Below are 24,871 nucleotides of genomic sequence, written 5' to 3' on the forward strand. Positions count from 1 at the left end.
TTTAGGAAACACATGGAGACTTCAATTCTCAACTCGTTATCGAAATTACAAACTATTCGCTCTAATGAATACGTTCAGTATCTGATTCCCTTTGTAGAAGCTAATATACTTGAGGTTCATTGCAACCAAATATTGAATATTTATGCGGCATACATTTATGCAACGGAGTCTAAACCAGAGACATATTCCGGCTTAAACATATTAAATAATAGTCAATCGTTTAGTCAGCATATTCGAACTTTCGTGGGTTTCATCTACGCAGAAACTGATGCATCTCTAGCAACCTCTTATCGCAGAGCTATGTATGCCAATAAGATCTTTAGTCATATGGCTCAATCCATAGATATTAGTTTCCAAAAAATCGACTTAAACACGAAAAGAATCACAGATGATGTCCAACAATGCATTGATTTATATCGTCATCTTGCTCTCGATAATAAAAGATTAAATTATCTAAATGGCTGGACAATAAAATCAAAAGAGGGAAAGGACCTTCAGGTCAATCTCGATCCCATTTATTGTAGATATGGTGACGATTTTACTAAAAAAATTCACATTGCATTAAAGAACTATGGGTTAACTACAATATTAACTACATTAAAGACTAAAATGTCTTTCCTTTGTTCCTGTGTCTTGAATGGATTTACCCTGCATAGAGCCCAGACACTTGAAGAACTAAAAGTCAAATTATCAGCTAAGAATGCACAAAAATACTTCGCTGAAATAATGGATATCCAGTTCGCCAAGGTAAAAATTCAAGGTAACGATGAAAAAACGTTCTATTCAAAGTGGCTGGAGGCTGTTAACACTTATTCTCAATGTTTTATACAAACAGGGATTTTTGATGCCCCATTAAAGCCGTTCTTAACTCCAACATGGAAAGAGCCTGTCAATGACGACTTATCATTCAGTATTGGCGGTAACGCAACAGCGAAAGAATCTCAACGTTGGTTTGAAGACATTGACCTGCATATTAAAGATGAAGAAGCAGTTAAGACCATTCACTTACGGCTAAATCAAGACTTAAACCACATAAAAACCGTATGCACTCATATTTTTGAACAAACAAAAGCCATTCATGCTCGTAATGCAAGTTATGTTCAAAATGGTGATATTAAACCCTTAAAAAATCCATCACGTAATTCTCAATACCCTATTGGCCCAAAAAACCTTGAAAACACCATTGCTACTTTTTACCATCATGGTATTGGAGCGGAACATTCTAATTATGCAGGTTTTTTAGGATTCGATTGTCTAGCACCAACACTTGCTAAAGAATTAGCTCTTCCTACTAGGACGACAATGAATGCTATCTTGTCACTACTAATATTGTCCCACCCTAAAATTACTCCAAGTTGGCTTCAAGAGTGGGAATTATTTGATAAAAAAGGCCGTCAAGTTGGTTTTAAGCAAGTTGGCAATCAGTGGATAGCGGTATCACTCAAAAAGCGAAGAGGTGTAACACTTGCTCAACAAGAGGTGATTCTCAATGAAGAAACGAAGGCTATAGTAGACTTTTTAATTGAGCACACAACTATAGCCAGAGCACGCCTGAAGTCACTTGGCGATAAAAACTGGCGAAAGATGATCATTATTGCCACACATAATAAAGCAATCGTGTACTCAAATTTAAACAACTCGTTAAGTATAGACTCGGGATTTTACCAAGAATTAAAGAACAACGACTATTTACCAAAAAACAGTGCACTTATTAATCAGGATGATATCAATGTTATCTCTGATATATTCTCACTTCGTTCACTACGTCGGCACAGAGGGTTACAAATCTATCTGGAAACGAAATCCATGAGTGCTGTCGCCAGAGCCTTAGGGCATAAAGAAATTAATTTAAAGTTGTTAGAAGGCAGCTATCTTCCCAAGCCCCTTATGGACTTTTTTGTTGATCGAGTTATACGGCAATTTCAGAATGCTATTTTATCCGAGGCAATGAAGGACTCTCAATATCTTTTGGATGCCATTGATATCTCAGAAAAAAATATAGCTGAATTCCTTGAGAATCACGGTATTAGTGACATTCCATTTCACTTAGGTCACGAAGTGAAAAATCAATCACAAGTAAAAGATGTTATTAGTGCATTTGATGGGATGGTTTTCACCATCAGTACAGCATTACTGCAACTTCTGATTACTATAAAAGCGATAGTGGAGACTGTAGACACAAAAACCCAATTAAAAGAAGTTGTCGAGCATTGGTATCAATGTGCATTATTCATCCTCTTATCTCTTGAAACCGACATGTACAAGGAAGAAGAAGACTACAAACAGATGTTAGAAGACGCTAAAGCTAATCCAATTGATAGCAGTATAATCATGAGGGCGTTAACATGCTAAAGTCTCATCTAAAACTGATTGAAGATATCAAATCAGAAGAACGTTCATTAAGCTCCCTTTCAAAAAAAGAATTTGAAAGCGTTTACGAAGCATCTCTAGCTAGTAATGATTTCACAGTGTTTAGAATGATCACAAACCACAATACTGGCATCTATGACTACGATGACCGCGTACCTTCATGGCTAGATTCAGAATTCGAAGCGCCGATTTGGAAATTAACCCTCTTAGACACTCCAAAATTCATTCGATGGAATACTGTTATTCTTGATGATGGAGAAAAACTCACAGCTCCCAAACACGCCAAGCTTCTTAACGCCTTTAAGTATTGGATAACTGCCACAGCTAACCCATTGGAAAACAGCGGTAAAGTCGAGTTGGCTTCCAAAACAATATTAACAAAAGTTTACTATGTTATCAGATTAATCAATGCTATTTTGCTGAATGCGAAAGAACTTCTATTAGCAAAATATCAACTATCGTTTGTGGATACAAATTTTTGGCTGACTATTTTCACTCAAATGGCTACTTATGGTGCAACAGAAGGAGTTTATAGATTTGAAGAAAGGATCAAAAAACTAGTCGACAATGGCACAAAAACAATCAGCGACGAAGAATGCGAAAAATTCGTTGCACAATACCCTTACCTAACTTCCACGCTGGCATCCGAAGATATTTATATCAACCCCAATAATAGGCAAAAAGCAAGTGCATGGTTATTTAAGCAAGGGTATTACCGCACTTATCAAAACATACCCAAATATAATGGCAATGGAGCAGTATTAGGTAGCCTTGTTTTAGGTGAAAAATGTTTATCTGATGACATCAGAATATCTAACTTTGTTGAATTCCATCTAAAACCACAAAGTATAACAACCGAATATAAACCTATTAACAATAAAGACAATAGTCGTGGTATGAATTCTTCTGGTTTAAGACAGTATATTTCAGTTCTTAAACTGATACATACCAACCTAGACCGTCAAGATGCCTGCACCCCGAATATTATTCCAGACACGCTCACGGTTGAAACCATTAATGATATTAAAGGCGTGAGACTAAAAAAAACAAAACGTACTCGAACTTTATCTCCTTCATTTGTTTTTAATCTAATTGACCAGAGCTATACATTTACGAAAGAAAACCAAGATGAAATATTGGAACAATGCTTAACAGCCTTGATTGAAGGTAAAGGTAAATCTTCAGATTCAGATAGCAATAAACTCAAGCCTCAACGTCATCAGAAATCATACAATGAAAAGATCCATGGAGAAATGTCTTCATCTGAGCGTAACCATTGGTTCGATACGGATGCAATTAATTGCGTCAGCAGTGAGTGGTTAAAAAAAGGGATCAAACAAGTTAATGCTTTTGAACTCAATACTCCTAACCGCCATCAACGTATTAGAAACAATGAGAGCCTTTTTGATTTGTTCTGCGTATTACAAGGCTCTATTCAATTTTTGGTTGGTGCAATTATGGCTAGACGACAAGATGAATTGATTGATCTCAAACCATATGGAAACTTGGTACCCAACAAAAATCCTTTTACTAGTGGTGAAAAGGAATGCATTGTTGAAAAAGGGGAAGATGGATTAATCGCCCCCAAGTACAGCTTACAATTCAAATTAAAAAAATCAGGTAATAAAGGGGAAAATCAAACCATTACTCGCCCTATTCCTACCTCTATTGCAAAATTTATTTGGAAACTGGAAGAATTTAATAGAAAGGCTGAAGATTCTGGACTAAACAAAGGTAAGCTATCACTTTTTAACTACCTCCAGTCCAAATCTTGCTCTCTCTCCAAAGTAATCCCAATAAGCTTCGATGGACACTATAATGCCCTTTGTGATTACCTAGAAACGGATTTAGTGTTAATGGACAATGGCGAATACCGCCGGAATTACATCCGTCAACACCAACTCAGGCGCTTCTTCGCACTGGTTTTCTTTTGGTCAAAGAAAAAAGAAAGCCTGGATGCACTTCGTTGGATGTTGGGTCACACAGATATGGAACACCTCTACCACTATATTTCAGAGTCAGAAACCGGTGCGGTACTAAATGGTGCAAAAGCCAGTGTTCTCGCTAGTAGCGTTATCGACAAAACAGCTAATGAGCTCGATACCGAACAGCTCAGAACACTTCGTAAACTCCTCGCTACCCGTTTAACTGGTAATGAAAACGCTGAAGTGATGATCAACTCTCTCAGCAATACAGCTGATGACTTTTACGAAGATGATTACGAGACCGTTCCTCACATTAGTCAAATTGAAAAACAGCAAGTAATAGAAAATGAAATTCTCCAATTACTAGATGATGAAACTATCTCCCTTGAGCCTGAATTTTTTAGTGTGACAAATTCAGAGGGAAGTACAGAAAAAACATTCAATTTAGTACTGACATTCAATGAGAAAAATTAAGGCGGACCACAATGGAAGCTAAAGAAATCAATCAATTAAAAGTGCTAAACACCGCAGAATTTTTAAAAAAAGTCATTACCGAACCAGATAATTTCAAGGGTAATAACGTGCTTATTAAAGCACTCAACTCTCAAGGCGGCATAGCTAAATATGAAAATGAGGAAGAAGAAATTACCTCATGCTCTTTAAATACCCTCAAAACTACATCTGAAGCACTTTTAGAACGAGGCTTCCTTGAACTCAATGAATTACGTTTAAATGCAAAATCTGCGATTGAGGGAGCGATTGAAAGCAATAAGTCCAACAAACAAACCAAAACGGGGCTAAAAAACACAGTAAATGAGTTAAAGGATGAATTAGATATTACTACCCGTAGTAATTTCTTACTTACAACTATAATCAGCGATCTTCGATCTAAACTTAAACAACTCGCAGAAGATGATGGTTCTGTAGAAGACAGAAAAGAACTTTATCGTAGATTCAACAAAGAAGTACAGACGAAACTAGATTACACGCTTGATGGGGAGCTTTAACATGCCCTATCGTAAGTTAAAAGACTTTGAATTCTGGAGCTATGTTAGTCCTCTCGATAATAAATTGGTTTTAAATAAACCCAAAGATATACAATTTTTTACATGGAGTAACCACGTTCCATGCTATGAAGCAAATATGTATGTTCACAAGCGACTATTAGACAACGTTGCAAATTCGACATTGAAACAAGAAGCAGGGTTAATCATCCATCTTATTCGTTTTGTCGAGAATCAACCATCAATTAGCTCATTTAGCCAACTTACCGATGCTTTGTTTAGGCTTTTTGTTCAGAATTTACAGACCCAAAGAGAACCACTAGGCGAGCTAAAGAGATCTAATAATCGAGTCATTGATATTGCTGAAAGATGCCTGGACTTCCTCAAATTTGTACAGGAGTTCCATGATCTGACTAACTTTATCGGAAGTGATAAAGCCAACGCTATACAAACGGTAGAAAAACCATACAAAATAAAAATTGAAGGACAAAAGGGATATAAAGAAGGTATCAAAACTTCTCATCCTTGCATACCGTCCAAGGATGCTATCAAGTCAAGGCATCCAGTGTCCTCTGATGATGCGTTAAAACTATGGGAATACCTTATGTCTCAACCAGTAGGAAGGGACAAACGTACTCGGGATAAAGCGATGTACGTAACAATGGAACAGCTCGGTGCCAGAATTACAGAGTTTCACATGATCACACTCTCTGATTATGAAGAAGCCAAGAGAACTGGCAACATTAAGGTACATACATTAAAACGAAGGGATGATAAAACGACTCGCTATATTCCCGTGCCAAAAATCGTCCTGGATTACATTTCTCAGTATGTCAAAGTTAGAAAAAGAGTGATGAAAAAGAAAAAAGTAAAGCATGACATGCTTTTCATTAACTTAAACAATGGGCTATCACTTTCTGCAGATAGTTGGGGGACTTACTTAAATGAATGGAAAAGAGTGATAGGTATAGACGGTGAATTACATGCCCACCTTTGGAGACATGCATTTATTACCAACAAGTTGAAAGACATGATCCTTACTCATAATGAGATAAACAACAAGGATGATTTTCGTAAGCACTTACTTCACACAAAAGCATTCAAACAACAGCTAAAGCAATGGACTGGTCACAAAATGCTAAGTTCATTGGATACCTATATCGACTTAGTATTTGAAGAGATTAACGGTTACACAGAAACGTATAATGCCGTTTCATTAAAAAACAGTGTGGCGCTTATGAAACGTCAACTTTCCGATATTAGAAGCATGTACCAAAGCAAAGAGCTAACACGCGTTGAGTACGATTTTCGTTTAGATGAAATGCTTAATAGCTTTGAGCGTGATATAGATAGATGCGTGAATACATAACTTTGATTATACATCCCCATGCAGATGAAAAATGAGCAAACCTCAAAACACTGTATATTAAAACAGGTATGGCATATAATTTAGGTTTAACCATACCTCAACCAAAACACCCAATTGATTTTTCAACGTCTGTAAAGCAGTTTTGGTGATTATATTTTTAATCTATTAGGTTAACCGTTTTGGTGCAGAAAATCATCCACATAGATCTTGACTGTTACTACGCAGCCGTTGAAGCGAGAGACAACCCCGAACTACGAGGAATCCCTATCGCAATTGGTGGTTCTCAGTATGGACGTGGGGTTCTTTCAACAAGCAACTATGAAGCCCGGCAATTTGGTCTGCATTCTGCCATGCCTACAGCCAAAGCTCTAAAACTATGCCCCCAGTTAACCGTTGTACCCGGCAACATGGATAAATACAAAGCAGTTTCAAAACAGATCCATGAGATTTTTTCGAGATACACTGATCTTATCGAGCCACTTTCATTAGATGAAGCCTATCTTGATGTCACAGACTCCCCGCTTTTTCATGGGTCCGCTACTTTGATTGCTGAAGATATCAGAAAAGCAATCTGGAGTGAGTTAAATCTGACCGCAAGCGCAGGAGTCGCTCCGTTGAAGTTTGTTGCTAAAGTGGCATCGGATGTTAATAAACCCAACGGTATCTGCGTTATTCCGCCGCATCAAGTAAACAGCTTTATTGAACAACTTGAATTAGGAAAAATATCAGGTGTCGGCAAGGTAACTTTAGATAAATTACATAAGCTTGATCTTTATAATGGTAAAGACATCAAAGAATGTGACCATCATGTTCTTTTAAATAATTTTGGTAAATTCGGCCAAGTCTTGTGGGAAAGGTGCCATGGCATCGATAACCGTAAAGTTGAAACAAGCAGGATTCGGAAGTCCGTCGGTGTAGAAAGAACTTTTCAAACTGACATTTATTCGGAACAAGAATGCATCGAAGCGATTGATATGCTTTATCCAAAGCTCGTTGAAAGGCTACAAAAAGCCTCACATGATAACGACATCATCAAGCAAGGGTTAAAGCTAAAGTTTCAGGACTTCAAGCAAACCACTGTCGAACACAAAAAATTGCAGTTAAATAAAGATTTCTTCTTAGAATTATTGAAAGAAGGGTTAGGAAGGCAACAAAATCGAGGCATCAGGTTGATCGGTATCTCTGTTAGTCTGAACACAGAGAAGGACAGTGACCAAATGACTTTGTTCTAGCGAGCACTCATTTTCACATTTACTTATATTTCATAATGTTAATCTTCGAACTCATCTCCTTTTTGAAGACTATGAATAAAATTAAGCACTTGGTTTCTTTGCTCTATAGATAGTTTTGAAATCTCAGTTGCTAACTCTGCTGATTCAGCATCTTCGCAGAAGAAATAGTTCAAAGGTACCCCTAGCTCTTTAGCCAACAGCTTTAGCGTCCGAACATCGGGAGTATGCACTCCTCTCTCATACTGATTCATGCGTGCACTTGCTACCCCTTCATCCATGCCAATGTAAATCCCCAGTGATTTTTGAGAGATTTTCATTTTCTTACGGGCTTCTTTGAGGAGCTTTGGGATGGGGTTGTCTGTTGACACTTATGCTTCATACTTGCGTTACTCATTAAGACTAAGATTGTCTTAGTTTTACTTATTTATGTATACTAAGCAATACTTAGTGTTTGTGTTGTTCGAGTAGTAAATGAAACGTTCTCAAAAGATAAACGTATATGTTTATAAGTTGTTGATAGAAAAGAAGATGGATGGATTCTCAGTTGTTGAGGCTAGAGATATCGCCCGTATGTTCCCCGAAAGCCCTAAAGATATCAATGAACTCCGCAAGATTGTTTATCGACAACTATTAAAGTGCATAGAATATGGATGGTTGCGCTGTGAAGGTTCTGGTAGAGAAAAACGTTACTTCAAAACGGACGAGTTTAAATCGCTCTCTTTTGAACCTCGTAAACCTAAATCACGTGTAAAAAAGATCATCCCTAAAGTGTCAGTTACGAATAAAACTAATAGCGATTACTCAGAACTAATGATTGAGCGCAACCGGTTAAAGGGAGAGCTGGAAGTTACTTTTGGTGAGATAGACAAGTACAAAACGTTAAAAGAACAATATCCCGAGCAATTTCAGCTCCTTGAACGTCTGCATGTCGCCGCTAACGAAAAGGCAGCTTTGTTTATGGGCAATATCAACGCTATTACGAATATGCTGAATTCGTTGCCACACGAGAGAGCGTAGTATGTTAAGAAAATGGCAAGCAGAATGCGTCACTCACGCTATGGAAAAGTACAAGTCCGGTTTTAATCATTTTTTCTGTCAGGCGACACCTGGAGCCGGAAAAAGCATCATGGCAGCTACACTGGCTAATACACTGCTTAATAAAGGTATGATTGACCTCATTCTTTGTTTTTCACCTTCAGTTGCTGTAGCTGATGGCATGAGGGCTACGTTCTCGACAACCTTCAATTGTCCATTTAACGGAAGTCTAGGCTCTATTGGTCAGTCGCTTACTTATCAGTCAATTCAGTATTTAGGTGACGACTTTTGGCTAACTATTAAAAAATATCGGCTGCTTGTCGTATTTGATGAAATACATCACTGTTCTGGTGATGAGCCAGACAGAGCCAACATTTGGGGGCAGCAGATATTAGCCCGTATACAAGGTGTTGCCACCTATACTTTAGCTTTGTCGGGTACTCCTTGGCGCTCAGATAAATTTCCGATCGTCTTGGCTGAATATAGTGATCCGGAAGGTAAGCTATTTTGTGATTATCAGTATGGTTTAGCCCAAGCTATAACGGACAATGTCTGTCGTAAGCCTAAAATAGTTTTAGTTGATAATGAACACTTAACGATTTCAAAAGGTTCCGAGACGAGATCATTTGCTTCTATTCTTGAGCTCCTTAGGCAATCGAAAACATCTTATCAGGATGTAATTCATAATACTCAAGCGATGGAATATATCCTCGGTTTGGGGTGTCAGAAACTCAGTGAAATCCGCAAAGAATCTTTTAATGCCGGCGGTCTCGTCGTTGCCTCATCAGTGATGCATGCCAAACAAGTACAAAAAATATTGGTTAAAAAATTTGCTCAGTCGACAACATTGGTGACCTATCATCATGACGATCCTCAATCTGAAATTAAAGCTTATCAAACCGGAACGACGCAATGGATTGTGAGTGTCGGCATGATAAGCGAAGGTACCGATATTCCCCGTTTACAGGTGTGTTGTCATATCAGCTCTGTAAAAACAGAGCTTTACTTTAGACAAGTACTTGGTCGGATATTACGAGTCAACGACAGTTCAAATCAACAAGCCTGGCTTTATACGTTTGCCGAGCAAAATTTAATTGACTACGCGGAACGTATAGAACATGACATTCCTGAAACCTGTCTCTTTGCCAAAATCGGTAAAGAAGAGTTCGTCCCAGAGCTGCAAGCAACTAATCAAAACGGTGAAGCCGAATCTGCATCAAAAAAAGCCATCAAAGGATATAGCCAGTTAGATTGGGGAAATCAATCTAAACATTCCTCATCTGGTCGGGGTTCTGACGATATTTTCGATGAAATCTGGTTAGGACGATTTCGTGAACGTGTAGTTTCAGCATTTTTATAGACGGCGATGATATTCCATCAAGCAATACACTTCTAAGGAGTTGGTATGTTCTACATCGGTGTTAGCCATTATTACGCAACAGGTGAAGGCCTCACAATGTATGTTGCTAGCGGTAGCGAAGAATCAATACGGGCAGCCATTCCAGAGTATTTTCATCTTGGGCTCACTATTTTAACCCCTTCAGAGTGGCTAAAAGCTGCTGCAGGGGACTGTGAGGATGAATATCATCAATCGGAAGCGGAAGATCTGAAAACCCATTTACCACTCTTATGGAAGCAAATTGAGGAAAGAGCGTTAGAAAGAGGATGTCATCTGGATTTTTTCATGAAGCACCATTTTAACTATGCCTAATACGGACTAGGTGGTTTCAGTGAAGATTTTATATTTTGATACGCTTAGTTTACTTTATTCGAATGAGTATTTTCAACGTAATGCAAGTGTGCACACCAAGTATAAAGAATGGTTCCATACTCGTACAAAGACACTGTTAGAAATGGTGGAACCGGATTTTCAAGCTATCGAAAAGCTAAAAAATGCAGCGTCAGAAGCGGGGCTACTACTTTACCCATTAGGGACTTTTTATAATCGTTCATACCTTATTGAACATGGTGTGTTTTCCACTGATGAATTAGCGCCTAATACAGAATTACCCTTCAGGATGCAAATGGACGACAACGACCCTGTGCGTCGGATGATAGCCCACGCACATGGATTGAATGCCCAATGGTACGCCTGCGGCGAAATTGGATCTGAAGAACTATTACAACACTATCCGGAACGTCACTTACGTTCAGAATTTGGAAAAGGAGTAACGAGTGAATTACTCGCCCAGATTCTAAGGTTATACGCCAAATTTGTCTGATAACATTTTACGGGACAAATGAGGGTGTTTCAAAGAAAGATCGGAACCGTAGAGCAGATTCTCGCTTCTATCTGGGGCAGAAATTACGTTGATGAATTTCCTTCTCCAGAAAGACTAAAACTGTACGAACTGTGGAAACTAGGAATTGCTCAAAAGGTACGTGATGGCGTCTTATTGTCTCAAGAAAAGAGTATGCAGAGAGATCAGGACGAACTTTATGAGGTAATTTATCAAACCTATAAGAGGGTACCTATAGTCATTGCGATAAAACTGTCTGCAATTTTTATCGTCATGGGAGTTGCAATTCAGTTCATTTAGAAATGAAGGTTGCGAGATTGATTTGACTTCATTTATTCGTGTTCAAGCTTATCAACAGCATAACTTTAGTTATTGATAAATGAAGAAAATATAATGTTATAAGACTTGCCAAAAAATAGTTTTATGAAACAATTCGTCGTTATTTCAACTCTAACTTTAGCGATATCTGGTTGCGCAAGCACTCCCAATGAGGCCATTGAATCTCAGGGTAAATATGCGGATGACTATGCTCTCAATGCTGAAGAATTTTCAGAAGCTACACGGTTCGGTTCTATTATCCACTAAGATGGATAGAACCTGCTCTTGCGGTAGAACCTCTGAGTCTATCCACGATACTCAGTGGCGAACACGTGAAGAAGCTATGATGCTGGGCACACCTGAAGAGTTGCTCGTCCAGACTCGACGTATCAAATGCTCTAGCTGTGGCATTAAAACTGAAGCTATCTCTTGGGTTAAGCCATACTCTCGCCTTACCAACCGACTGATTGAATATATTGAAAAGCTACTACCACTTTTACCCATCAAGCATATTTCTGAGCTTACTGGAGTGCACTGGCATACCATAAAGAGGTGGATAAGCAACGCTTAAAGCGCGTGGTTCCTGACGTTCCATGGAGTAAGTTGCGTCAACTCATCATGGACGAATTTGCCACATTTGAGGGGCATCGTTATGCCACGGTTATCGCAGATGCACAAACGCACCAAGTGCTCTGGATTGGTCTAGGTAGAGCACGCAAGGACATACGTCCCTTCTTTGAAACTCTTGGAGAACACGCTCAAAATATTGAAGTTGTGGCAATGGATATGAACACAGCTTTTGACCTAGAAGTCCAAGCTCATTGCCCGAATGCACGTATCGTTTATGATCTCTTTCATGCCGTCGAGAAGTGATGGATAGAGTCCGAGTTGATCAAGCGAATCAATTGAAAGATGACAAAAATGCTCGGCGTTGGATCAAACGCTCCCATTGGGTGCTATTGAAAAATCAAGAGAACTTAAACCCTAAGCAACAGGTCCATGAAAGTGGGATCAAACCGCTCATAAACTTTGCTAGAAAACTGAAACCCTATCTTCATGGAATTACAATAACAAAATAAAGCTTATCAAACGAATGGGGTATGGCTACAGAGATACGGGCTACCTCTTTTTAAAAATCAAAGCGGCCTTCCCCGGAAAGCCGCGATGAACCAATAAAAAGGCCACCCGTTCTTAAGCGAGTGGCCTTACGTCTATGAAAGTGGTTCAGAATTAACTTTGACGATTTAAAACTTCATGGTAAGTGTCATTTTCATCTTCCTTTTGTATATACCAAGGGTAGTAGCTCGTTCTTCTTTCATACCCTGCAGGCAACACAACCTTTGTCTCCCGACCGACAGAATCGTAATAGTGGAGTGTTGAAGGTCCTGGAAACTCTCTTGCTCCTGGTCTGATAAAAGCAACACTATCAAGATAGAATGGAGAATAAACGCGGAAGGGGTCTCCTTGACTATTGTATTCCACCCATCCAGAAGTCAGCCACCTAACCTCAGAATTGACTTCTACTGGCTTACCCTCTTCATCTGTCACCATCCAGCCATTACTAAATTGCCAACTCTTTCCCTCTTCTGCCCGTAGTTTCTTTTGAACCTCTCTCCCAAAACCATCAAAGTAAGCCAGTGTCTGCCGAATCTGACACTGAGTACCCGCTTTAGGGTACTCTGTCGCTGTAAGGTTGAGAGTATGGATTGGCTGACGTTTCACGGCTTGTAAAGCCGAGAGCACCTTTGCCCCCTCCTCGTTCGGAATAGGGAGATCAGCAAGAGAAGTGACCTTCCGCCCAGCCAAACGAACATATCCATCTGTTGTAACTATTCTTTTAGAAACAAGCTGGTTCCAGCTTTGGTCTGTAACCCCTTGTTCTATAAGTGTGTTGCGATGAAGGAGCCCCATCCAACTATGATGGTCAGTCACATTCACTTGCGCGACAGAACCAATAGCATACTCAGGCTCGGATAGCGCTTTTTCGAGCGATACTGGTTCGTGAGCAGCGATGTCTCCGAAACCAACTGCCTTTCCATACTCGGTGCCACGGAAAGACGTGGCTCTTGGAGCCCCAAAAACATCAAATGCTACTTCATGAATATTGCTGTTACAATCCTCAATGAGCCTCGGTTCCAGTGTTATTTCATCATATTCCACTTTAGTGACATTTCCCACCGCATCCGAGACCTTTGTAATAAACAAGTTGCGAGCATCGTAGTCATATTGAGTCCCCCCTCCAAATGGAGAGATATGGCGACACAACCGATACCAATGACTTTCTCCGCTATAAACTGCAACTGTGCTTTGTTTCCAGTAAAGATTATCCGCATACAGAAACCCGCCAGTGGTAGTCAGCAATGCCTTAAGTTCGCTGATAGTTTGTGGCATTTTATTCGCCAGTTGACTGACCATCTCCTCAGTCAACTCCGCGTCTAACACTTGTCTCAGCAGAGACTGAGGGTCTGCTGCACCTTCAGGCAACGGTGACTCCCCATCCTGAGATGACGCATAACAGTACTTACGCCACCCAATCAACGTCCTATCAATCGCGCCAATCTCGAATTCTTCATGGCAATATAAATGCCCATCCTCTTTTTCCGCCATTCCTGTTACGCTATAACTGGCCTCACTAATAGGCACACCTAGCCGCCAGTGACCATTACTATCGAAGTGCTGCCAATGTTTATCTTGCATCACTGCATGTAAGATGTCTTGGGCTCTATCATAATACATAGAATTACCCTGCCTTCTTGGGTAACGAATATCAAGTTCCTTACCGACAAATCCGTAGTCATCAATGTTACTATGCAGTAAGTGTTGGCATTGCGGGTCGCATGGGTCTTCCTCATATCTCCATGTAACCTGTTCAATCATGTCCACTCGGTTCATCGAGTAGCTTGAGCCAGCATATAGGCGTTTTACCTGATATCGACTCTGCACCACCAACAGTGGATGTAATGACTGCTCTCCATTCACCAAAGAATAGGACTCACTTCTCAACAACCGCCCAGCTATGCAAATATACTGTTCATGCTTATCTGCTGGTAACTGACCTCGCTTTGTGGTCAACAGCGTCCCAGATAAATGACTGGCTTTATTGTCTCCATCATACGTCCCCAATAAGGTGTCATCTTCTTCTTTGCCAGTGTGAAACCACTGAACTTGCTTAAGGGGAACCACGTTTGCTCCCTGTTCACTGTTTGTTATCTCGACACGGCCAAAGCCCATGACGCGTTTCTCACGATGATCATAACGTCCATTAAAGTAACGCCACGTTTGAACCACCCGATTACTGGTCACTTCATCCGTTACGGTTGATTTTTTCAAAACGATAACAGGGAATGGTAATTCATTCCGTTTGTCCTTGTTGAGCTGCTGGTTAAGCCACTCATGTACTGAGCTACCATATTCCAATTTGGTATCAGATCCCGTGTTATTGTTCATACCGGTCATCAAGTGCGGCTTGCGGCCTTGACAGAAGTCCATCACCCAATGCCTCAATGACGGAGAACGTTGACTTAACAACAAACAGGTAGTACCCGTGCCAAATAGATCGCTCAGGCTAAGTTGGCAAAGCTGATCCCATTGAAACCCCTCTGGCCAGCTAAAGCACTGAGGAGCATCAAAACCATTTCCAGTGCGGTTGCGCCAAATATAGAGCCCTTGAGGCGCAGCGTAAATAATATCAGCCGCCCCAAGGCCATCTAAGTCCGCGAGGTAAAGGTACTGCGAGTTGAAATCTTCACTGGAAATCTCTGATGGCATATCAAGTGGCCATGTTTTACAACTCCCCCATCGACCATATCCAAGGTTGGGCCAACAGTGAACGCGTCCATATGCCACTCTAACGATATGTTGATCCCCAGAGCCGATTACATCACTAAATGCGACGAGATCTGTCGGCGAGTAGCTAAAAGATGGCAGCTCGCTAAGACCACTCGCCATTATCGGCTCACCATACCCTTCAGCGCCAAGTGATGGAAAAACTCGAATACTTCGAGGTCCCAGCATCATAAGATCAGGTCGCCCAGAGCCTGTTGCGTCAATGTAAAGCGCGTGTTTATTGCTGTACTCAGCCGGCAATGCGTTGTAGGGTACAAAACCGGACCACTTGCCAAGCTCTCCCTGGTGAAAAAAGCCTTTGGCTGGTCCATCCGGTATCTCATACTCGAGAAAACCATCTCCGTCGATGTCTTTCAGTACACCACCATTTGCCCCCATTACCGGAGTCGGCTCTTCATAGGACACGTTATAACTATTGTCTGTTTTCCTTATTGATGCCACCCTTCGATAGTGGTAAACCCCTCCTTCCCGAGTTAACACTCCAGAAATACCGTCACCATACAGATCGACGAGCTGATACTGGTCGCTGTTTAACCCTTGCCCCCCGAAGTCCAGCTCTAAAAAAACGGCAGAGTGGAGTGGAAAAGCCTCCCATGACACCTCCAACGGCGGCAATGAACCAATATGATAGCGTTCTCCGTCTTTACGATAATAGACCGTAGTAACCGAAGAAACCTGTGCAGCATAAGGAGATAAATCATACTCAAAACGCACGGCACTCACCGGGACTATCTGAGCGTTGACATGATGGAAGAGAATTGCGCGACGACACAGACGCGAAGTAACTATTTCAAATCCCGCCCGGTACTGAAACGTCTTATCTTTACGCTCCTCCAAGATAAGAGTGCCCTCATACGCAGGCGTACCATTACTAAGATTGTCATGTTCACCGTAGTCCATAACCAGCTCAAAGTACCATTCAATGTTGTCTGGCTGGCCTTCCCGCCCTACCCAAGGTTGAGTATCCGGGATATTATTTCCCCACCTGACCCGCTTTAGGTAAGGGACAGAGGTGGAACTATTGGCTTCAGCATCACGAACATAGCAATACTGAACATGTTCACCTTTAAGAGAGACTTGCTCTTCCAAGTACCACGCAAACTCTCTCAATTCATCAACAGGATCGACAATACGCGCTGACTCACTCACTCCATAAATAGATATCGTGCCGTCAGCCTCAATAACCTGCCAGAATTGATGTCCCTCTCGCTCCCACTGTTCAATACGAGCATTGCTCGTATCGTTCCTGGGCTTGAAGCATTGCACCTGCCATTTCTGTCCATGTTTTTCTTTTTCTACGACCGCCCCCTGAGGAACTATTTCTCCTATTGACGAAATCGTGAAGGTATCTGTTTTGGTATAGGTAGGGCGGTGGCGCTGTGTATTTCGCTGAATGAATGGCAGAGTGAGCTCTCCGCCTAAACCAAATAGACCATTTTTTTGGTGAGAGCTAAGCGTTACCGCTAGTTGGTGCCCCTTTCGTATTGAGTTAGTAGGCAGCGGGATGGTTATCGCCGCTTCCCCCGTGCTCGCGAACTGTTCAAATGTGCCAGTCATTCCTTGAACACTCCCCCCCCCTTTGGGAAGAGAGGGGCTTATCACATCAATAAGGGGGGCTTCGGATATTTGTTTTTCTTTCATTAATAATCTCCCCCCTCTCTGTTAAGAGAGGGGTCCATTAATTTTTAAAAGCGGTTCGAAATAGAGAATGCTCAAAGCACAAGATTGAGTGACCTTAACTTTATTAGACATCCCATACTTAAAGGCATGCTATCAACCTCTTTTATAACCTTGAAAATTGCTAAATCGTTCAACTCAAAAAACACTGAGGCGTCGAGTCATGTAAACTTCCTTAATGCAAAGCAAAAAAGGGGGGCTTTATCTGTTAATGCTTCGCTGTATAACGGATATGCACAATTACGTCAGTCAAATTTTCAAGTAGATGTTGCACATTACTGTTACCGCGACCTTCACCACTTAGAGCAGGGAATTCTAGCTCCCAGCTAGACTCTACACCGGTGCCTTCGAAGGGTAGATAGCGCTGGTCGTTAAAATCTAGCTGGAACAAGCCCGAATCGTCTAACCCCTGAGAAACGGCGATCTGCTGACTACTGCGGATATTTTCAATACCTTTAGCTTTGGATTTGTCTGTGTATAAGCAGTTTCTTAGCTGTGTCAGTGTCGCACCTATGTTCTGGTAAGGCTGTAACACGGCTGGAAATGAAAGACTGACCGTTTTAATTTGTCGCATATAGTGACTTGGGTAATCCGAGTCAAAATCATCTTCGGAAAGGTTGAATGTACATCGCCCCAAGTCCTTTAATTCCTTTATAATGTCGGCATTCAATTGCTTAAGTGAGAACGTTTTATGTATTTCCAAGTCACGCTGTTTCCGTGTGAGATACCAAGTGTCCATTCTCTGCATATCGGCTTGTAAAGCTTCTGCACACAATAATCCACTTGACGCGCTATTCCAGTGAGTGCGCCCGATAAATTGGGTTTGAAACGCCCCTGTCTCCAATTGAAATGCAGCTTCCGTTTGTACACAAAGACTTAAAACATTGCCGTACACCTGATAGAACATTTGCTTTAGTCTACCTGACAGCCAGTTATACATTTGAGGGGTAGTAAATCGATTCTCCAACATCCGAATTTCCATGTCTAAAAACGCTATCTGTGTTTTCTGACGTTCAAGCTCTTTATCAGCAATGTTCAATTGTTCTTGTGCTGAAGCTTCATTTTTATCTAATAAAACCAACTCATATTGAGCTTGCTCTTTTTGCTGTAACCATTCTTGCGCACGCCTTTCGTAACCAGCATATAGCCCAGTAACTGATGATGCAGTGCCTGTTGCATTCGCAACCGCACCAAGAACGCCACTCAGAGCGTAAGGCAGAGCAGCGTAGTTCATCCCCCCTACCGCTAATCCAAATACGTTGGGGGCCAAGGTAAGCGCACTTCCGACTGCAGCAACATAGGATGACGCAGATCCCAACGCACCAGATGCGATATTCAATCCGATGGACGTTTTCTCAAGATCTGATAACCCAGCCTCAAGTAAATCACCATAGTAGCTTATACGTTGTTCGATACCTTCACGTTGTGTATCCCACGTTTCAATATTCTTTTTTTGTAGATTATACTGCTCCACCTGAATACTCGTTGCCAAACTCGCAAGTTCTCTGTGGTGGTTAGTCTGTTGCTGAATGAGTTTAGCGCTATCATACTGCTCTAGGGCATTCTGCAATCGTTGGCCTAAGTTCATAAGCTGGCTTAAATACCCATTGGTAATATCCCTTAATACGGCATAACGATAGTGCGGGTATGTCTTCACCTGCGTCAAGGCTGAACGCACTGTCCCTCTAGAATCCCTGACAGAAGCGGTTAGCTTCCTTGGATCAACACGTGTTGATAAGAGCGGCAGATCTAATGGCTTCCCTTCTAAAGACAGGTTTTTTCTCAAACAATCAAGCCGCGTGGAAATCAGATCCCACAGTTCAAGAAAGCTCTTATCAACCGGAGCGAGAAACTCGGTATCACCCTCTCCCACCTCACCCAAATTTGGTAGGGGTGAGGTCTGAGCAATGCTCACTACAGGCTTAGTGCCCATGATATTCTTAGCCATCATGTACCACACTTTTGCCTCTCGTAGGCTCTCTCGACTTAACTGTCGATATAAGCCATCACCACGCTCGATTAATGTTTGGATGTATAAGCGAAACACGAGTTTTTTGTAGTAAAAAGGATGTTCTCTAGCCATCTCATCAGGATCAACGATCGACCGAGTGGACATTGAAAAATCATCCTCCCCCTTCAATGCTAATACTGGCCATTGCTTGTCATCCCCTTTTTCATAAAAAGGGTCGTATAAATAACCAAACCAAATAGTGGCTTCTTCGAACTGTCCTGCTTGCTGATAACGAGTTGCCACTGTGAGTGGAATATAAAAGAATAGCTCCCAAAAATATCGCCCAAAAGATCCTCTAAATTTGTCAGAGGTCTTTTGCGAGTATTTCACATTTGAGAACGTTGTTTTACCTAACGTAGCTCCCTCCACATGGCAGGCGGGTAAATCATATTGCTGAATGGCTGCTATTTCTTTGTAGCGTGCGTATAGAACAGAGTCTCTCAAACTCGGCACATAAACCGCTTCAGCGACCCAATCATTTGAGCTATCCGAATGGTCTCTACAGACAAGGTACTGACTGATTTCGTTCTCACTACGGTTTTTATTTAACTGCCCTTTTTTGTAAATGGCCTGAAAAAGCTCTCGGGTACCACCACCTATTACACGAGGAGTAAACTCACATACCGCTTCCTCAACACCAGGATAAGCTTCGTTCCAGTCTCCTTGCCTGAGCACACTGACAAACGGTTCATTTTTTTTAATGGTTAAAACTTGCGGACATTCATCACTTTCTCGTAACTTGAAAAGAATCCCTCCCAAGTCCTCATTACTTGCCTGAGCAATGGCCCCCAGTAAGCGAAAGTCAAGATCGGCTTCTTCTTTTGGTCTACCTCTCGAGTCTATTGCTGGGCCTCGCCAAGGGAACCGTTCAACAGGATACATTTCGCTCCAATTCCCCTGGGCATCTTCGCTCGAATATTTAATAATCAAATTATATTCATCCGACTCAATTAGCTCATCAGAGCCAGATTTTTTCTTGTAAATTTTCTCTTTTTCAAATGTAAATAAATACAACCTTCTTGATACCTTAAACACAGAGGCACCGAGCAAATCAGAGGGCGATGTGGTCAACGTTATGTCTATTTTATGCCAGGCTCCATAGTCTATAGGGGTCCCGACTGAATCACTGTGTTTGACTTTTCGGAGGTAAAGAGTTTCAGCTTGCCCTCGTTTGCATCCAAGGTGGTAGGAGTAACTCGGTTTAAATTCTGAGCCAATACTCCCGAGGCTATCCGATTCAGTTGTCACCCAGATAGTTTCAATATCAAGCGCTTCATAAAAATTTGTTATGTAGGTGTTCAAAGCATTCTGCAGCGTCTTTTCCGTTAACTCTCCTTTCGCTAGGGCAGTTTCAAAAAGTTGATAAGCATCAGATGCACCAGAAAAAACACCAGGCTCAATATATCGAGAGGGGTAAGCTTCAATCATTTTGTTGGCTTCCCAGTACCGGTAGTACTTCCCTGTCTCCCAATATGTTTTCAAATTCCCTAGATTACCGATGTGAGGATCGACCTCTTGATTGGTGAGTATACGATTGATGTACAGTTGAAGGGAGCCTATTGCTTCCAATAATCGAGTCGTTTTTATTTTCGGAGAAGCGTTCACATCAAGTAAAAGGTGTTGATAAATATCATCTGGAGTCGTCATGCCCTCAGGGCAATGGTTGTTCAGATAATAGTGTCTCAAAGCAGCGCTATTAACCTCAGCGAGGTTCCCTTCTACGTTCTCTAACATTTTCGTCATAATTTACTGCCCTATTTTCATAATGTCTTGGCGTAATTGATTAGCCACATCCTGAGCTTGACCATTTCGAGCTGTGTATATGTCAACAAGCCGTGCAACTGGAATTTGCAAGGATTTAGCCAAATTGATCACTTGGCTAATCTGGATACACTGAACCATACTGGTCGTGCTTTCAGTATGACTGCTTAACTGCTCTATAAGTACATTGAGGGTGCTCTCTTCACAACTCATGAGATGAGCAAGTAATTCTTTGGGGAAGCTTTTCTCGATAGCCGTCGTCCATAGTTCGACCTGCGAATTGCTACTACTCATGAAAATAGCCTCAAGTGACAACAGGTAAAAAACCCACTCAAGAGATAGCTTACTCGTTAATGACGGATGCAATTTTTGTGGCGATGCAATGATAGGCTTCATAAAAGATAACGGTGCTGCGCAGCGTTTAAGCAACTCCATATGTCTATGTATATCGTAAAGGTGAGCTAGGAGTGTTTGCTGCACTTTCGCTCCGTCAATATCGGGGCTCATGCTCTTCCCTGAGCCGGCAAATGCATCATCACTTTCCAAGGGAAGTTGCAACAAGTCACACATCAGTCCATAGCTCTCCAGACCAATCCAGGCAAGCAATAACGGAGACGCATCCTCGAGCAGCTCACCATTCAGAATAAAGTGATCCAAATTTTGTTGCTGCTTACTCGCCTGCCCTTTGACATAGGATTCCGCCGCTTGCATTTCTATCCATATCCGTTCCAGCAACTCTTGCGCCAGCTCACTGTCAGCCTTGAGCGCCTTTAGTGCTTTCACCGTGGCATGGTTTTGGTAGTAATCAGATAAAGATGCTTCAGAGATCTCAGACATAGGCAGGGCGACCAATCCATGCTCATCGATCCAATTTTGCTCTCTGCAGGCGCTTGACCAATCAAGTGGCGCTAACTGCTTATCAAGTTGCTGGAGGAGCCTTTCATTCTCGCGGTCACTCACTGAACGCAATTCGGATTCTTCAACAAGCGCGCTATCCATCGCTCGACGCCAATCGAGAATTTTCGATTTCAGCTCTTCGGTTAACTCTAACGGCAGAGACTCTCCGGGCGTCACAACCATAATTAACCATGACAAAGAGATGCCTTGCTCTCTTACCCACTCCAAGAATAAAACAACACGATTCAGCCTATTAAAAGACGTTAGAGGTATGCCAGCAGCAGAGAGCAGCACAATGAGCTGAGTAAAATCCACCTGAAAGCATGGGGCAATAGCATGCTCCAAAAGGGTCGCATGAGTCGCTTTCATGCCGCCCTGGACTAAATTAAACCAGTTTGTGTAACTCACTCCGGCTTTCTGCCACGAATAAAGGTATGCGAGGCTACCCAGTTCCCCCTCAGAGTCAACGGGTAACTGAGTACCAATAGCAAATAAATCATCTAACTCTCTGTAACTCAGTTTTGTTTGACGGTGCAATAACAGCAAACACTCCATACGTTGCACAGTAGCTTCATCGATATCGACTTTATTTCGAGTAAGCCGCCACTGCAAGGAGTCTTCTGTTGGCTTGTATTTTCTGACAGGTGCTGAGTAACCAAAGTTAAGCGCATACCCAACATCTACCCCCATCGTAGTCGCCGATAAAACAGACTCCTGCAATAAATCATCGAGCTCATTTTGGGAGATGGCTAATCGTTTTGTGATCGAGAAAATATCGACATTGGGTTGATTAGTTGTCATGCGTTTGGCACTCCTCTGAGTCAGATTGATGGGTTGGCTGCAAAGGCAAAATATTCACTTGCTCCTCAGTGAGTAAGGCATCAAAAATACGTAGCGTTGAGACTTCACCACGCCACCGCTCGCTGCCTAAACATAGAATAAGTTGACCAACAAGTGGTGCTGCATCATCGTTCAAGGGAAGTCGAGTGCCGTTAATGTTCAATTCAACAAAATTTTCTTCCAAGTTCAATACAATGCGATACCACCCTTTAACACTTTCAGGCAAAGGCATGGCTTGCTCATGACGACCGAGCACATTAATCAGCGACAACTTAAGGTCAAAAGCCAACGACATATAACAGTGAGGAGCAACGAGCGACTGAATGGTCAAAAATTCTCCGTCGCTTCCCGGGCGAACAAGTAACACCAAAGCCCCTCGTTTGTTAAGGAATAACTCATCCATAAAGAAGAAGGCACTTTCATTGATAAGTAGGGCCTTTTCTTTTTTCAGAGGCGAGACCCGCACAAAATCAGGTAAGAGAGCCTGTTTAGACACCGAACGCAAACACAGTTCTCCCCCTGCTTCATACAACGAATCCCTCAAGGGCCAGTCGTAACGAAGGGCTGGCAATGCATGCAGGCTTCTTTGTGCTTTATCGTTATTTTTAATCGGCCTTGAATTTGCACTTGAATTTGCAATAGAAACGTTGGTCATGCTTTGACTAGGACTCAACCAGTCTGGCAGCGCTTGATTTGAGCGGTAGCCTCGCTCATCAAAGCCGTCGGTGTTTTTGGTTAGATTGCCACCCTTACTCTCTGAGTGCGTACCATCGACCCAGAAGATGCGGAACTGATTTTTTTTGTCCTCTATCGCCTCAACGGCACTGATGCGCTTATCGTTTGGGATGCCATAGGCTGCGTTGGAGCGAAAGCCTGTACTAAAGCCTTCACTACCGCGAAAATCCCAATAGTCGTTTGCAATATGGTATAGAGAGTGGGTGCCGTCATGCCAGAAAAAAGCCCTCCATTCCCAAGCCTCGGCAACCCCTACAAGCCGCTTGTTCGACCAGTCAGGCTGAGGCTTGCCTTTCCCTAGCTCGGAGAGTGACAGTGGGTCTTGTGTGAGGTCGAGCNGGTATAGAGAGTGGGTGCCGTCATGCCAGAAAAAAGCCCTCCATTCCCAAGCCTCGGCAACCCCTACAAGCCGCTTGTTCGACCAGTCAGGCTGAGGCTTGCCTTTCCCTAGCTCGGAGAGTGACAGTGGGTCTTGTGTGAGGTCGAGCACAAAGTTTCCGGCCCCATCTGTAAAGTATTGGAAGGTTTTATTGTCCCAAAACAGCATTAGACCTTCTGCGCCGGCCAGTTGGCGGTCGGTTGGCCAGCTCCCCGTAGCGAATTTGTCGCTTGACCTAAAGCCCTGCTCATCGAATTCGTGAACGCCTCGATAAAACGTCTTATTGCTAGGTGAAAACTCACTCTCGGTACCATCAGACNGACCTTCTGCGCCGGCCAGTTGGCGGTCGGTTGGCCAGCTCCCCGTAGCGAATTTGTCGCTTGACCTAAAGCCCTGCTCATCGAATTCGTGAACGCCTCGATAAAACGTCTTATTGCTAGGTGAAAACTCACTCTCGGTACCATCAGACCAAAAGTAAAGGATGTTAGAATTCACTTCCACAACCGCGATGGGGGTGGGGGTGAGCGGGACGAATAACATCCGCGCCAGAGCCTCCCACTGTTTTGGTGACAAGCTCAGCGATGAAGGGGGTATTAACTGGTTACCATTGCTCTCTAACGGATACAGCGGCTGAAAAACCTGCATAACCTCTTGATAGCTTCCATTAAGCGCTTCTAACCCAAGGCGAACAAAATGATGGTCGCGCTCAAAAATAGACAGCAGTGGCGTATTCGCGCTATCCATCTTGGTGGTTAACTCAGCTTGGTCAGAAATATCGTCATGATGATTCACGATTTGCTCTGACAATGCCTCATTAGCTATGGACAACGTCATGACTTCCTCGTTTAAAGAGGTGTGGGTGAGAGGCAAGCTGGCTAAGTCAGGCCGACGCTGACCCAACGCTCCGCTATTACCTCCAACCATTTCATACAACTCCGCTAAATACGCAGCAGGTGACATTGTTGATGATAAACTGTCTGGGTGAACATACTGCCTATCCTCTAATGGTGATGAAACAACCTGCTTGTCACCGCTATGAAACACCCCAACAGCCCGAGCGCAGGGCTCAGTTTGGGTTTCTAAAATACGTTTGTTAGACATATCTAACTCTCAAATCTAAAAATGGTGGACACACAACGAAACCCGCATTCAATCGCTTCAAGCTCTTGAGTCAGCCCCGTCCGCCTGCATAGGGACACCCTAGAGGCACCCACCACTGTAATGGCTTACTC

At 42.3% G+C, this 24,871-nt stretch carries 15 protein-coding genes and 1 pseudogene; 11 read left to right on the top strand and 5 right to left on the bottom strand.

Annotated features, from left to right (window positions below; all coding sequences use genetic code 11):
* The first annotated feature begins 12 nt into the window (after positions 1 to 12).
* From L1D31_RS17980 to dinB, 5 genes are all read left to right on the top strand, one after another.
* Complete coding sequence (locus L1D31_RS17980) at positions 13 to 2,352, top strand: hypothetical protein (RefSeq protein ID WP_239838432.1); 2,340 nt, start codon at positions 13 to 15, stop codon at positions 2,350 to 2,352.
* A complete protein-coding gene (locus L1D31_RS17985) occupies positions 2,346 to 4,769 on the top strand; it encodes an integrase (RefSeq protein WP_239838433.1) in 2,424 nt (807 codons plus the stop codon). The genes L1D31_RS17980 and L1D31_RS17985 overlap by 7 nt, the downstream gene beginning before the upstream one ends.
* Before the next feature lie 11 nt (positions 4,770 to 4,780).
* Entirely contained in the window at positions 4,781 to 5,302 is a 522-nt protein-coding gene (locus L1D31_RS17990; RefSeq protein WP_239838434.1) for a hypothetical protein, read from the top strand.
* Between the two features lies 1 nt (position 5,303).
* Positions 5,304 to 6,668 (top strand): tyrosine-type recombinase/integrase, encoded by a 1,365-nt coding sequence (locus L1D31_RS17995; RefSeq protein ID WP_239838435.1) that lies wholly within the window; start codon positions 5,304 to 5,306, stop codon positions 6,666 to 6,668.
* 179 nt (positions 6,669 to 6,847) lie between these two features.
* Positions 6,848 to 7,900: a DNA polymerase IV gene (gene dinB / locus L1D31_RS18000; protein WP_239838436.1), complete on the top strand. Its 1,053-nt coding sequence runs from the start codon at positions 6,848 to 6,850 to the stop codon at positions 7,898 to 7,900.
* A 38-nt stretch (positions 7,901 to 7,938) separates the two neighbouring features.
* Here dinB and L1D31_RS18005 read toward each other — a convergent pair whose 3' ends face one another.
* Complete coding sequence (locus L1D31_RS18005) at positions 7,939 to 8,268, bottom strand: helix-turn-helix transcriptional regulator (RefSeq protein WP_239838437.1); 330 nt, start codon at positions 8,266 to 8,268, stop codon at positions 7,939 to 7,941.
* Positions 8,269 to 8,371: 103 nt separating this feature from the next.
* Between L1D31_RS18005 and L1D31_RS18010 the strand changes: the two genes are divergently transcribed.
* From L1D31_RS18010 to L1D31_RS18035, 6 genes and pseudogenes are all read left to right on the top strand, one after another.
* The gene (locus tag L1D31_RS18010; RefSeq protein WP_239838438.1) at positions 8,372 to 8,917 is read left to right on the top strand and encodes a hypothetical protein; all 546 of its coding nucleotides are present in this window, start codon (positions 8,372 to 8,374) and stop codon (positions 8,915 to 8,917) included.
* 1 nt (position 8,918) lies between these two features.
* Entirely contained in the window at positions 8,919 to 10,295 is a 1,377-nt protein-coding gene (locus L1D31_RS18015; protein ID WP_239838439.1) for a DEAD/DEAH box helicase family protein, read from the top strand.
* Positions 10,296 to 10,340: 45 nt separating this feature from the next.
* Positions 10,341 to 10,646, top strand: coding sequence for a hypothetical protein (locus tag L1D31_RS18020; RefSeq protein ID WP_239838440.1), 306 nt, complete (start codon positions 10,341 to 10,343; stop codon positions 10,644 to 10,646).
* A gap of 19 nt (positions 10,647 to 10,665) precedes the next feature.
* Positions 10,666 to 11,157, top strand: a complete 492-nt coding sequence (locus tag L1D31_RS18025) for a hypothetical protein (RefSeq protein ID WP_239838441.1) — start codon at positions 10,666 to 10,668, stop codon at positions 11,155 to 11,157.
* Between the two features lie 18 nt (positions 11,158 to 11,175).
* Positions 11,176 to 11,475 carry a hypothetical protein gene (locus L1D31_RS18030; protein WP_239838442.1) on the top strand — a complete coding sequence of 100 codons (300 nt, stop codon included), beginning with the start codon at positions 11,176 to 11,178 and terminating at the stop codon, positions 11,473 to 11,475.
* 400 nt (positions 11,476 to 11,875) lie between these two features.
* Positions 11,876 to 12,661: pseudogene (locus L1D31_RS18035) on the top strand (transposase); the annotation flags it as partial.
* Positions 12,662 to 12,723: 62 nt separating this feature from the next.
* On the opposite strand, the gene L1D31_RS18040 reads toward L1D31_RS18035, so the two are convergent.
* From L1D31_RS18040 to L1D31_RS18055, 4 genes are all read right to left on the bottom strand, one after another.
* Positions 12,724 to 16,980, bottom strand: coding sequence for a SpvB/TcaC N-terminal domain-containing protein (locus L1D31_RS18040; protein WP_239838443.1), 4,257 nt, complete (start codon positions 16,978 to 16,980; stop codon positions 12,724 to 12,726).
* Between the two features lie 244 nt (positions 16,981 to 17,224).
* Entirely contained in the window at positions 17,225 to 20,770 is a 3,546-nt protein-coding gene (locus tag L1D31_RS18045) for a neuraminidase-like domain-containing protein (protein ID WP_239838444.1), read from the bottom strand.
* A 3-nt stretch (positions 20,771 to 20,773) separates the two neighbouring features.
* Positions 20,774 to 22,486, bottom strand: a complete 1,713-nt coding sequence (locus L1D31_RS18050; protein ID WP_239838445.1) for a hypothetical protein — start codon at positions 22,484 to 22,486, stop codon at positions 20,774 to 20,776.
* Positions 22,476 to 24,740 carry a Tc toxin subunit A gene (locus L1D31_RS18055; RefSeq protein ID WP_239838446.1) on the bottom strand — a complete coding sequence of 755 codons (2,265 nt, stop codon included), beginning with the start codon at positions 24,738 to 24,740 and terminating at the stop codon, positions 22,476 to 22,478. Before L1D31_RS18055 ends, L1D31_RS18050 begins: the two co-directional genes overlap by 11 nt.
* Between the last annotated feature and the right edge of the window lie 131 nt (positions 24,741 to 24,871).

The organism is Vibrio sp. Isolate23 (genome assembly GCF_022398095.1).
In the GTDB taxonomy this organism is placed as follows: Bacteria; Pseudomonadota; Gammaproteobacteria; order Enterobacterales; family Vibrionaceae; genus Vibrio; species Vibrio coralliilyticus_A.